Source organism: Paenibacillus sp. FSL R5-0517, assembly GCF_037974355.1.
Classification (GTDB): Bacteria; Bacillota; Bacilli; order Paenibacillales; family Paenibacillaceae; genus Paenibacillus.
In genome coordinates this window covers 5,832,902-5,845,524 of sequence record NZ_CP150235.1, presented here as the reverse complement: position 1 = coordinate 5,845,524, position 12,623 = coordinate 5,832,902, and the positions used below count along the sequence as shown (strand labels likewise).

General features: G+C 44.9%; 12 protein-coding genes. 9 read left to right on the top strand and 3 right to left on the bottom strand.

Going from position 1 to position 12,623, the window contains the following annotated elements; genetic code table 11:
• Positions 1 to 14 precede the first annotated feature (14 nt).
• Entirely contained in the window at positions 15 to 203 is a 189-nt protein-coding gene (locus MKX40_RS26185; protein ID WP_017692261.1) for a hypothetical protein, read from the bottom strand.
• Between the two features lie 289 nt (positions 204 to 492).
• Here MKX40_RS26185 and MKX40_RS26180 point away from each other — a divergent pair, with 289 nt between their 5' ends.
• Entirely contained in the window at positions 493 to 1,380 is an 888-nt protein-coding gene (locus tag MKX40_RS26180) for a cation diffusion facilitator family transporter (RefSeq protein WP_339237738.1), read from the top strand.
• Positions 1,381 to 1,471: 91 nt separating this feature from the next.
• Here the strand turns inward: MKX40_RS26180 and MKX40_RS26175 are convergent, their stop codons facing one another.
• Both MKX40_RS26175 and MKX40_RS26170 read right to left on the bottom strand, forming a co-directional pair.
• Positions 1,472 to 1,981: a hypothetical protein gene (locus MKX40_RS26175; protein ID WP_339237736.1), complete on the bottom strand. Its 510-nt coding sequence runs from the start codon at positions 1,979 to 1,981 to the stop codon at positions 1,472 to 1,474.
• A gap of 373 nt (positions 1,982 to 2,354) precedes the next feature.
• The gene (locus tag MKX40_RS26170) at positions 2,355 to 2,519 is read right to left on the bottom strand and encodes a DUF1328 domain-containing protein (RefSeq protein WP_017692264.1); all 165 of its coding nucleotides are present in this window, start codon (positions 2,517 to 2,519) and stop codon (positions 2,355 to 2,357) included.
• A 219-nt stretch (positions 2,520 to 2,738) separates the two neighbouring features.
• Between MKX40_RS26170 and MKX40_RS26165 the strand changes: the two genes are divergently transcribed.
• From MKX40_RS26165 to MKX40_RS26130, 8 genes are all read left to right on the top strand, one after another.
• Complete coding sequence (locus MKX40_RS26165; RefSeq protein WP_339237734.1) at positions 2,739 to 3,248, top strand: DUF948 domain-containing protein; 510 nt, start codon at positions 2,739 to 2,741, stop codon at positions 3,246 to 3,248.
• Between the two features lie 68 nt (positions 3,249 to 3,316).
• The gene (locus MKX40_RS26160) at positions 3,317 to 3,850 is read left to right on the top strand and encodes a hypothetical protein (protein ID WP_339237732.1); all 534 of its coding nucleotides are present in this window, start codon (positions 3,317 to 3,319) and stop codon (positions 3,848 to 3,850) included.
• A 94-nt stretch (positions 3,851 to 3,944) separates the two neighbouring features.
• Entirely contained in the window at positions 3,945 to 4,289 is a 345-nt protein-coding gene (locus MKX40_RS26155; RefSeq protein WP_339237730.1) for a general stress protein, read from the top strand.
• Between the two features lie 350 nt (positions 4,290 to 4,639).
• On the top strand, positions 4,640 to 5,809 hold the full coding sequence (locus MKX40_RS26150) for a fused response regulator/phosphatase (RefSeq protein ID WP_339237728.1): 1,170 nt from the start codon (positions 4,640 to 4,642) through the stop codon (positions 5,807 to 5,809).
• Entirely contained in the window at positions 5,806 to 9,531 is a 3,726-nt protein-coding gene (locus MKX40_RS26145) for a response regulator (protein WP_339237725.1), read from the top strand. Before MKX40_RS26150 ends, MKX40_RS26145 begins: the two co-directional genes overlap by 4 nt.
• An 86-nt stretch (positions 9,532 to 9,617) precedes the next feature.
• Positions 9,618 to 10,490 (top strand): protein-glutamate O-methyltransferase CheR, encoded by an 873-nt coding sequence (locus tag MKX40_RS26140; protein WP_017692270.1) that lies wholly within the window; start codon positions 9,618 to 9,620, stop codon positions 10,488 to 10,490.
• A gap of 16 nt (positions 10,491 to 10,506) precedes the next feature.
• Entirely contained in the window at positions 10,507 to 12,183 is a 1,677-nt protein-coding gene (locus MKX40_RS26135; protein ID WP_339237723.1) for a response regulator, read from the top strand.
• A gap of 86 nt (positions 12,184 to 12,269) precedes the next feature.
• On the top strand, positions 12,270 to 12,608 hold the full coding sequence (locus MKX40_RS26130) for an STAS domain-containing protein (RefSeq protein WP_036606989.1): 339 nt from the start codon (positions 12,270 to 12,272) through the stop codon (positions 12,606 to 12,608).
• Positions 12,609 to 12,623 lie beyond the last annotated feature (15 nt).

Genomic DNA, 12,623 nt, shown 5'->3' with positions numbered 1-12,623 from the left:
TGCGGCCTTAAGACCTAAGATCCACCAGTACGGCGACGTTGGTTGTTAGGCTTCTTGTTGTTTTGACTCTTCATCGCTTTGGGTCCGCCTTCAAAGTAGGCGCTGGATTGGTTACCGGAATTTGCTTGTTCTTTCTTTTGCGCTAGCTTTTGGCGTATAGCATCCTGCAAACTGACCTTTTTCGGTTCGTTATTTTCGCTCATCGTTATTTCCCTCCCGGTCTTACAGTAAGCCGTCCAGATTGGACGGGATGTACCTATTTTATACGTTTTATAAAAGCCCCACAAGGGCAACCTGATAAAATGCTCAAAACCTTTGGTTTTACCCAGGCCAACATTCTTTCTCATTAACTACAGCCCTGCCGTCTGGCAACTTTGTTTCGGCTTGCCTACAGCAATGCAGCCTGGCAACACTGTTTCTGTAGACCCACACGCTCCGCATTTGGTAACATGAAAAAACCGTAATACGAAACGTTAAAGGAGTGTCGCCCGGTTGAACGCTTATGAAGAAATTCGAAAAGGGGAGCGAGGGGCTTGGGTTAGTATTGTAGCCTATCTCGTCTTGTCCGCCTTTAAGCTGATCTGTGGATATGTATTTGCTTCCAGCGCCTTGTTGGCCGATGGTTTTAATAACCTTACGGATATTGTGGCATCTGTTGCTGTATTGATCGGGCTTCGGATCTCCCAGAAACCACCTGATTCGGATCATGCCTATGGTCATTTTAGAGCGGAGACTGTTGCTGCTTTGGTGGCTTCATTTATTATGGCTATGGTTGGGCTGCAAGTATTGGTTGAAGCGGTTCGCTCCTGGTATGAGGGAGCCTTTGTTGCTCCAAACCTCTGGGCGGCAGCTGTGGCTGTAGTCTGTGCTGTGGTGATGTTAGGCGTGTATCGTTACAATCACCGTCTGGCTAAACAGATTAATAGTCAGGCCCTGATGGCCGCGGCAAAAGATAATCGTTCGGATGCCTGGGTCAGCATAGGCGCTGCCGTTGGAATTATAGGTGCGCAGTTCGGACTCCCGTGGTTGGATAAAGTAGCTGCCATTGCTGTAGGTCTGTTAATCTGCAAGACGGCTTGGGAGATTTTTCGGGATTCTACCCATCGTCTTACCGATGGATTTGATCAAAAAGAGCTGACGGATCTCAGATCCTCCGTAGCTCGTGTTCCCGGTGTTGAGAAAATCAAGGATGTCAAGGCACGTGTGCATGGAAGTCATGTACTTGTGGATGTGGTTATCGAAGTGGATGGAGGCCTAACCTTGATTGAAGGCCATCAAATCTGTGACAGAGTGGAAGAGCGTCTGAAACGATCGCATAACATCATGCATGTACATGTACATGTTGAACCAAAGACAGAAGAAGTCACAGGGAACCCTTGAACAGGGAGTGAATATCCTGGAAAATCAAAAGAGGACAGCCGCGATTGTGCGGGCTGTCCTCTTTACTTATCGTTAGAACGATTATACGATGTTACTGGATGGCAACGTGAATCCACGCTTTGCCTTTCCAAGTGTACACTTGCACCCACTCGCCACCGTCGAATCCGTCAACCACTTCACCTGTTGTATCGATGACTTGGGAGCTCAATGCACCGATTGGTTTACCGTTAGGTGCATCATAGAACCAAGTGCGCTCCAGAAGGTTCAGCAACATTGTAGGTGCCAGAACTTCATCGCCTGGTTTTACAAGTGGCTCTTCAAACATTTTATCATCTGTAGTTGTAGCTGGAGTTTCAGTTGTTGTCGAAGTACCTGTTGCACCTGTAGTGTCTGTTGTTGTACCGGTTACTGTCTCAGCAGTACCTTCTACGGTGTCTACAGCAGGTTTGTTCACTTCAACAGCCGGAGTTGTTGTCGTTGTTGTAGCTTCTGTTCCATTTTCGGGAGTCACCGTTCCGGTAACCGCTTCCTCAGCACCAGCAGCGGCAGCCATCGAACCCATCAACGTTAAAGCAGCGGCAAAACTTACGATTTTTTTCATTTGTTTTTCCTCCTCGGTTAGGTATGTAATTTGTTGTCCTGTGTTAAAAGTAACCAAGCGAGCTACCTTATGAATCACAAATTATAACAATATTTTCTTGCATTCTCCAGTGTCAACTGGCGCATATGTGGGTATATAGCAAGCCTGTAAATATCATACTTCGGTGGGATAAAACCGGGTTGGCTATCTCAAATAAGTCCTAATTTTATGGAATTCATGGGAGTGCAGTTTGGAATAAAGCAGGAGGGGGTGCAATACATAATATAGAAAAGTTGACCTATGTCTAAAAAACGCACAAAAGCCAATCGGCTTGGTAGCACGATCGGCTTTTGTATGTATTCGTTAATATGACTCAGTCCAATTAGAGCTGAGTTTATCGCATTCGGCTGCGTCCCGTAATGAGGGAGATGACGAACAGTACAACAAAGATGAAGAAGAGTACTTTCGCGATTGAAGCAGCTGCTTCAACAATACCGAAGAATCCAAAAATACCTGCGACCAGTGCAATAATTAGAAATAATACAGACCATTTCAACATAAGGTTTCATCCTTTCGTTACTTGATTGTGGAGTGAGTTGTGTTCACCTCACCGCCCTGTGTAGTCTAACTTTAACCGAGGGCTATCCAGTTGAAACATTGGTTTTTTTTCCAAGCGTGAGCATATTTGAAGTAACATGAAATTTTGTTTCGTCCGGGAAAACGCCGGGTAACTATAGCAATAACAAACTGATGCACATATGGAAAGTGAGGTTCTTCTATGATCTATCAAATTAGCGTGGCCCTGATTGCAGTGGCATTTGCAGTCCTTGTTTTCTTTTTAATTCGTACCTTGAAATCCGCTCAGGGTTCCTTGGACAATGTCTCACAGACGTTGCAGGAGGTACAGAAGACCATTGATGAACTTAGTTATGAAGTGAAGCAAACGGTAAGACACGCCAATGATATTACGGTGGATGTCCAGCACAAAATGAAAAAAATTGATCCTGTGATGGAATCTGTTGAGAATCTTGGTGAAGTGTTGAATGAAGTGACGGCGGCAGCCAAACAAGTCTCCACGACGCTGATGGCCAGATTTCAGACGAAACGAAACCATGCCGAAGATAAAACGCACGCTGAACCGTCTCATGTAACGGCACCACCTGCTACATCAACGGATCGTACCTTGCTATCCTATGAAGCTACATATAATGGTGATGCTAAGGGCGGGAAGAACTGGATGAAGTATGTCGATGTGGCCGCGAATGTATGGCAACGAATGCGTAAATAACATGATCGCTTTGTAATCCATGAAGAAACCTTCAGAGCGGTGATGAACCTGATGAAAGGGTGAGAATCATGATGAAACTACTGCTTGTGATGTTTAGCGTAATTTCTCCCTTTTCCGTTCAACCGGCAGCGGTACCTGCTGCTCACGATATGCAATGGACGGCAATGGAGGAGAAGGCGTCAGAGGTAACTCTGGCTGTTGATCGATCCGAGACTTTCCAGCATTTTCGGACTCTGAATGGCATTTCTTTGGATGACACCATAGATGACTTGTCGGCCAAGAAGGGCCAGGCGGTGTATAAACAGGAAGATCCTTATCTGGGATGTCCTGAATATCACTTTCGTGATGTGAAAGTTGGCTTGTGTGAAGATACAGATGTCATTCAATATGTGCATATCGATGCATCTGAAGATCACATCATGTTAAACGGAGAGAGGATCGAGATGAAGATTGAAGCGATCCATCATGCTCTTGGGAAACCATACTATGTGGCCGAGGACGGAGAAGTATTTCTCCGTGGAGATCAGGCGCTAAAGGTATATATGAAGTCAGGCTCTAGCCAGATTGATGGCATTGATCTTTTTGATGATACCGTATCCTGATATTGGTTAATACGAAATCGTTTCAATCCCAAATTGTATGGTTATATACTAAGTAGCTCGATACAGAAGATTAAATCAGAGGAGAGTGGAAACGATGAATTCAACCAATGAGCAAGCTTATGCTAAAGTGGTAGAAAACGGAGTCCAAGCGGTAGAAGCGGTGAAAGAATTGCAGATTACCGGATACCTTGCTGATCATATCTTTGTTCTCGCCCATGAGAAGGATCGTACAGATCGAATTGCCGATACAGCAGATGCCAAAGAAATTGGCATAAAGGAAGAAGGCGTATTTGATTCCATGGCGAATCTGTTCCGCTCACGCGGTGATGAACTCCGGGCCAAAATTGTTTCGATGGGCTTTACTGAAGCCGAAGCTGACTTTTACGAGAGTGAGTTGTATAAAGGTAAAGTACTCGTCATTGCTAAAAAGAAAGATTGATCCATATAGCGGTACAAGTTGAAGTTTGCTGAACATGGACAAACTTCTGAATCACTTAGGTAAAATGCTTAATCAAAAACATAGATAAGGAATGGGGCTTTCCCCATTCCTTATCTATGTTTTTGCAAGTTTGGAAGCGGGATCAGGACGCTGCAAAAACAGGGCGAAAAGCGGTGAAGATTACCCGTGATGGTGCCATTTACTGATAGAGTTTTTTTGTTTTTACGATTATAGTTATACTAGGAATTATTATGTCTACTGCCGTTTTGTATGAAAAATTTGTATAATTAACGTTCGTTTCTACCTAATAAGAATCGACAAACCCGGACGCCACAGATAAGGAGATATCAATGAGAATACTTATTGTTGACGACAATCCGACGAATGTCATTATCATTCGAGAAATTCTGAAAAAAGAGAACTATCGTGACATTGTAACGGCGAGTTCCGCCATGGAAATGTTTGAAGTGTTGGGAATTGGGGAGGAAAGCAACGAACTTCGTCCAAGACCGTCGGATATTGACCTGATTTTGCTAGATATGATGATGCCCGAGATGGACGGTATCGAAGCCTGCAGTATTGTGCAAAAATTTGAAAATTTGAAGGATATACCGATTATTATGGTGACTGCCATCGGAGACTCCAAGAAACTTGCCGAAGCATTGGATGCAGGTGCATCTGACTATGTGACCAAACCGATTAATAAAGTCGAACTGATGGCCAGAATTCGACTCGCACTTCGTTTGAAACAGGAGAAGGATTGGCATAAAGAGCGAGATCAACGTATTCAGGATGAACTCAAGTTGGCAGCAATGGTTCAAAATGCTGTATTAAGTCCGGCAATTAGGGACCCGTTGTTCCAAGTACATGCCATCTATAAACCTTCTTTTGAGCTTGCGGGTGACCTGTATTCATGGTATCCGCTCGGGGAAGGGCGTTATGGGGTATTGTTGCTCGACATGATGGGACACGGAATATCTTCTTCCTTGTTTACGATGTTTATCGCTTCTGTCTTGAAAGATACAGTGACCACCTACGTCGATCCAGAGAAGGTTATTCAGGAGTTGAACCGTCGCTTCAATCAGCTCCATTTAGGGAAACAATTGGTACAGTACTATTTCACCGCAATTTACCTGGTTGTGGATACACGGATGAAGCGTATTGATTATGTCAACGCAGGGCATCCGCCTGCATTATTCTTCCGAGAAGACGGCAGTGTCACTACTTTTGACAGCGTCTGCTGTCCTGTTGGTTTATTTGACAAAATGGATATTGAGCCACAAACGATTCATTACGAGGGCGATGGACATATCGCGCTTTATACAGATGGATTATTGGAAACTGTTCAGGGTGGACAGGAGGAACAACATAAATTCCTGGTCGAAAAACTGAGCGGTTCACATCAATGGAATGAAGATGCCATGCAGGCACTGTTTTTCGACGACGAGATATCACAGGAACGTGATGATGACAAGTGTCTGGTCTGGATTACGCTGGAAAAAGGAGCGGATACTGAATGAAGATCAGAAATAAACTGCTGGTTGGATTTACCGCTCTGATGGCTATTTTGATCGTGCTCACGTTTGTGAGTTATGAACGGCTAAACAGCAGTAATCAACAGATTGATCAGATGTATCAGGAACGTTATCTCAAAGTACGGTTCACTTCAGCAGCGCGCGGAGAGGTTAATGACATTGCTAAAGTGCTGGCTAACTTGTTGTTGAATCCTAATAATTCGACTGCTGCTGCGGACGGTGACCTGAAAGACATGAAAGATCGGGGGGATGGTTACCTCACAGAGGTAAGAAACCGTGCGGACAGTGCACCTGAACATCAGTTGGTGGATCGTGTGAATACTGCATGGGGCGCGTATACAGACTATGCCACGAGACAGATTAGCCTGATGTCTCAAGGAAGGGCAGAAGATGCAAATAACTACCGCAATTCAACAGGGCTCGCGGTGCAGAAAGAAGCCGTAGATAGTTTGAATGCCCTCTCCCGATACCAGGATCAAGAGATTGATGCCGAGATCAAGAACGCTAACGCAGCGTATACAAGAGCAGTGCAGATTACGATAAGCATCATGATTGCGGGATTGTTGCTTGCTCTGGGAGTGATCATGTGGGTGCTGCCAAGCATCACCCGAGGGTTGAATACGGTATCCATGATGATTACCAGTTTCGGTAAAGGTCGTTACCGTACCATTCGGCGTATTCAGGTCAAATCCACTGATGAAATTGGTCAGATCGCCAGTGTTTTCAAAGATGTGTCCAGTGATCTGGAAGAAAAACTGGAAGTCGAGAAGGCTTACGTACAGGCTCAGCAGGATCAAAACTGGATGAACTCCAACATCGCAAGAGTTCCTGAGCTACTTCGTGGAATTGGCTCCATTCGTCAAATCTCACAAATGTTTATCAGCGAGTTCACACCGGTTCTTGGTGCTCAATTGGGGGTCGTCTATCTGATTGATGAGGAGAAACATCCCGACGAATTGAGACGTTACGGTGCATACGCATTCGAAGAGAACGAAGACGTTGGAAAGGAAATGTACCGAATCGGTGAAGGTCTGATTGGTCAGGCCGCACTGGATATGACGCCTATTATTCTGGAGAATACACCAGAGGATTATGTGCATATTGGATCGGCTTCAGGTTCAACACGTGCTGCAGGTATCATGATCTATCCTGTCGTGTTTGAAGATGAACTGATTGGTGTTGTTGAACTGGCTTCCTTTGAAGGGTTCAATGAACAGCATAGACAATTGTTTGCCCAACTGATCATGAACTTGGGTGTTATTTTGAACAACGTTCGTCGTCGTTTACGTGTTGAGGAACTGCTTCGTGAATCCCAGGCACTTACAGAGGAACTACAAGTTCAATCGGAAGAACTGCAGACACAACAGGAAGAACTGCGTCGCTCCAATGAGAATCTGGAGGAGCAGACAGAAGCACTTAAACGCTCGGAGGAATTGTTGCAGCGTCAGCAAGAAGAACTGGAGCATTACAACACGGAGCTTATTGCCAAAACGCGGGCACTTGAAGAGCAGGTACGTGAAGTTGAAGAGAAAAATGACGAAATTGAGAAAACGAAGACACAGTTGGAACAACAAGCTACGCAACTGTCGATGACAAGCAAGTATAAGTCCGAATTTTTGGCGAATATGTCACATGAACTTCGTACACCACTGAATAGTCTGCTCATTTTGTCTCAGCTATTGTCGGAGAACAAGGGTGGAAACCTGACTGATAAACAGCAGGAATATGCCCAAACCATCTACATGTCGGGTGCGGATCTGCTGAAGATGATTGATGAGATTCTGGACCTGTCCAAAGTGGATGCTGGTAAGATGGATATCAATTATGAGACGGTTCGAATGGAAGAGCTGACCAGCTTTGTTCAGCAAAACTTTGGACCGATGGCAAATAAAAAAGAGCTGAACTTGAACATCGAATTCGACAGCGACTTACCGGAATGGGTGTACACAGACAGTCATCGTGTCAAACAGATTTTGCGGAACTTGTTATCGAACGCATTTAAGTTTACCAATCGTGGTTCGGTTAGTCTGATTGGACGACGGATGAAACCGGAAGAACTCCCGGGATATATGAACACCAATCAGGAATATCTCGGATTCAGTGTGAAAGATACGGGCATTGGCATTCCTTCGGACAAGACGGATCTGATCTTTGAAGCATTCCAGCAGGTAGATGGGACCACAAGTCGCAAATACGGTGGAACTGGCCTGGGATTGTCCATTAGCAGGGAGCTGGCACGTTTGCTTGGTGGCGCAATACAGGTGGAATCTTCCGAAGGCGAGGGTAGCTGCTTTACCTTGTACCTGCCGGATAATCATGAAGAGGAAGCACTGGCGGAGGAAGGGGCTTCTAGAGAAGCGGCTGTATCCTCAGAGGAGCTTTATGAACAATCCTTCGAAACACGGACCATGCTCTCAAGTCATCAGTCCGTCCTATCTCCTGATCCAGAGCGAAGCGTGGGTACAGATCTGTCTCCTAGCCATACTCCGGATGTCACGCAGATCGAAGATGATCGGGAGAATCTCATGGAAGGTGACAAAATCCTTCTTATCATTGAGGATGATGTGAACTTTGCACATATTTTGATGGATATGGCGAGAGGAAGAGGATTCAAAGCACTTGTTGCCCTTCAAGGGGATAAAGGTCTGGACATGGCCCGTCAGTATCTGCCGGATGCCATCATCCTTGATATTCAACTGCCTGTTATGGACGGTTGGACCATTCTGGGTGAACTGAAGAGCAGTTCGGCAACACGTCACATCCCGGTACATGTCATCTCAGTCATTGATGATATGAAGCAAGGTTTGATGATGGGCGCCATTGCATATCTGAAAAAACCTTCAAGCAAGGATTCACTGGATAAGGCTTTCTCGCATATCAAATCCTATACCGAGAATCAGTTGAAACGACTGTTGATTGTGGAAGATGATGAAATTCAGCGTAAAGCCATTATTGAATTGATTGGTCATGACGATGTTGCAATTACGGCAGTATCCACAGGTAGCGAGGCATTGAATGAATTACACAGCCAGCGTTATGACTGCATGGTACTGGATCTGATGTTAACGGATATGACCGGTTTTGAGTTGCTCGACCAGATTCGGGATGATGAATATCTGAACGATCTGCCGATTATAATTTATACAGGCAAAGAACTGGATTCCAAGGAAGAAATGAAGCTGCGCAAATATGCGGAATCCATCATTATCAAGGATGTGAAGTCACCGGAACGTCTGCTGGACGAAACCACATTGTTCCTGCACCGGGTAGAAGCCAATCTGCCGGAAGACAAGCGTCGCATCTTGCAGAAGTTACACAACAAGGAAACGTTGTTTGAAGGCAAAAAGATATTGCTTGTAGATGACGATATCCGTAATGTATTTGCTCTTTCAAGTGTCCTTGAAGGCTATCGAATGGATGTAACATTTGCAGAAAATGGCCGTGAGGCTCTGGAGATTTTAGAGAAAAATCCGGAATTTGATCTGGTACTGATGGATATGATGATGCCAGAAATGGACGGTTATGAAGCGATGACACGAATCAGACAGATCCCGCAGTTTGAAAAGTTGCCTATTATTGCGCTCACGGCGAAAGCCATGAAAGAGGATCGCGGCAAATGTATTGAGGCCGGAGCATCTGATTATGTGAAAAAACCGATCCAGACAGATCAATTGTTATCCTTAATGCGCGTATGGCTGTATTCGTAAGTTCATTATTCGGAAGTTCATTGTTTGGGTAATGAAAGACAATACGACGAATACGCAAGTAACAAATGAAGAAGTGGAGAGAATTTATGACACCGTGGGAACCTACCGAGACGGGGGCAGATTTGGTCCGTATGCCGCAAGATGAAGAGCGCGAGCTGATCGAGATTGAGTTGCTGTTGGAAGGCATGCACCGTTTGTATGGATATGATTTTAGAAACTATGCACTGCCGTCCCTGAAACGAAGAATCTGGCATCATGCACATGCTGAAGGTGTTAAGAGCATATCCGGCTTGCAGGAGCGCGTTCTTCATGACCGTTCCGCATTTGACCGTTTTGTACAGAACTTATCCATCCCTGTAACGGAAATGTTTCGAGATCCTTCGCTTTTCCGAATGTTTCGGGAAAAGATTATTCCTATCCTGAGAACCTACCCGTATATCCGAATATGGCATGCGGGTTGCTCTACCGGAGAGGAAGTCTATTCCATGGCCATCATGTTGCATGAGGAAGGACTGTATGACAAGGCGAGAATCTACGCAACGGATATGAATGATCGCTCTTTGCAACAGGCCAAAGAAGGCGTATACGGTATTGAGAAGATGAAACTATTTACTACAAATTATTTGGAGGCAGGGGGTACCAGAGCCTTCTCCGAGTACTATACAGCGAAATACAATTCGGTGATATTTCATCCTTTTTTAAGGAAGAACATCATTTTCGCCGAGCATAATCTGGCAACAGACCGGTCATTTAACGAGTTTAATGTTATCTTTTGCCGAAATGTCATGATTTATTTTAATGATGAACTGCGGAACCATGTGCATGGGCTGTTTCATGAGAGCTTGAGCCACTTTGGTATTCTGGTTCTAGGGTCGAAAGAATCGATACATTTTACAGAGTTCAGTGATACCTATGAGCCGTTAGACCGGACCGAAAAAATATACCGGAAGATCAAATAGGGGGTTAGGGTTAGCCATGGGGCTCAATGAACCAATCCACATATTATTGGTAGATGACCGCCCTGAGAACTTGCTTGCTCTTGAAGCAGTTCTGGAATCGGAACAATATAAACTCGTTAAGGCAACTTCTGGAGAAGAGGCACTCCGCTGTCTGCTAAAAGACGAATTTGCGGTTATCGTTCTCGATGTGCAGATGCCTGGAATGGACGGAATTGAGACAGCAAAATTAATTAAGGCACGGGACAAGTCCAAGGATGTGCCGATTATATTCATCTCTGCGAATAGCAGAGAAGCGGAGCATTTGTTTGCCGGATATTCAGCCGGGGCTATTGATTACATGGTTAAACCATTTATTCCTCAGATTTTGAAATCCAAAATCGAGGGATTTGTGGAGATGTTTATCACCAATAAACGACTGAAGACTCAGACGATGCTGCTTCACCAGAAGACACAGGAATTGGAGAAGATGAATCAACAACTCATTCAGGCCAAGGAAGAAGCGGAGATTGCAGCGAATGCCAAGACCGAATTCCTGGCGATGATGAGCCATGAGATTCGTACCCCGATGAACGGTGTCATCGGTATGGTGGATCTGCTGATGGAGACGGAACTGAAGGACGATCAGAAAGAATACGCAGACATCGTTCGTCGCAGTGCAGATGCACTCGTCACGGTCATCAACGACATTCTCGACTTCACCAAAATGGAATCCGGCAAAATGGAACTGGAAGAGCATCCTTTTGAAATCGTCTCCTGTATCCGTGAAGTGCTGGGATTATTCGCTGCTGAAACAGGCAAAAAGAATCTGGAACTGGATTATTTCCTGGAAGATTCTGTTCCTGAATTAATTTACGGAGACATGGCGAGGTTGCGTCAGGTTCTGTTGAATCTTATTGCCAATGCGATTAAATTTACTGATCACGGTGGAGTGTATCTGATCGTGTCTGTTAAGGAAGAAAAGGATGGACACCTGGCATTGGAGTTTGCTGTTAAAGACACCGGGATAGGTATCGCTTCAGACAAAGTTGACCGCCTGTTTCAGCCGTTTTCCCAGCTGGATACATCAATGACACGTAAATACGGTGGAACTGGCTTGGGATTGGCAATCTGCAAGACTCTGGTTGAAATGATGGGTGGACAGATCTATCTGGATACAACAGAGCAACGGGGAGCGACGTTTGTATTTACCATTCAGGCAAAACGCTATGTCGAAACTGAACTGGTCCAGAGGAGTGGGGAAGAGAATTTAACGGATGTAAAGAATGAGAATAAATATCCAACGGTATTAATTGTGGATGATCATCCGATTAATCAGAAGTTGATGTCGATTATGCTCGGTAAACTTGGGTTGCTCTCAGACATTGCTGAAGATGGGCAGAGCGCACTCGATATGGTGAAGGGTAGCCCGTCTCCCTATGACTATGTGTTCATGGATCTGCAGATGCCTGTTATGGACGGTTTGGAATGTACACGGCGGATTCGAGAAAGCCTGCCCCCGTCCGATCAGCCGGTCATTATAGCTATGACTGCGAACGTGATGGAAGGTATTCAGCAACGCTGTATGGCTGCAGGTATGGATGATTATATTAGTAAACCAGTCAAAATGGGCAATGTAAAACAGAAAATATCCCAGTTTCAGAAACAACGACAAAGGCTAAATTCAGGCCCTTCTGCTATGAATCAGGCCAATTGAAAAAATTTCCAAACTCCTTTTTGTTTCACTCGTGCTGAAGTTGGGTTATTAGGTAAGGAAACCATTGATCAGGAGAGAGATGTCTAATGAATACAAACAAAAATGAAAAATTCAATGCAAGAACTGAAACACAGGACGGCGTGTGCACGGTGTATCTGACTGGCGAACTGGATTTGTCGGTTGCTCCTGACTTCCGCTTGGTGATGGAGCCGCTGGTGGATAACAAGGAACAGGATCTCGTGATCAACATGAAAGAACTGAAGTATATCGATAGTACAGGGATTGGTATCCTGTTATCTGTTTTGAAGGCAAGACATGGAATGGAAGCTCGCTTCGAAGTACAGGAAGTTCCTGCGCAAATTCAGAAACTTTTTGACATGACGGGCATCGCCAAATTCTTTGTCACTCAGAAGAATTCCCAATAGGAAAGGATCGAAAAA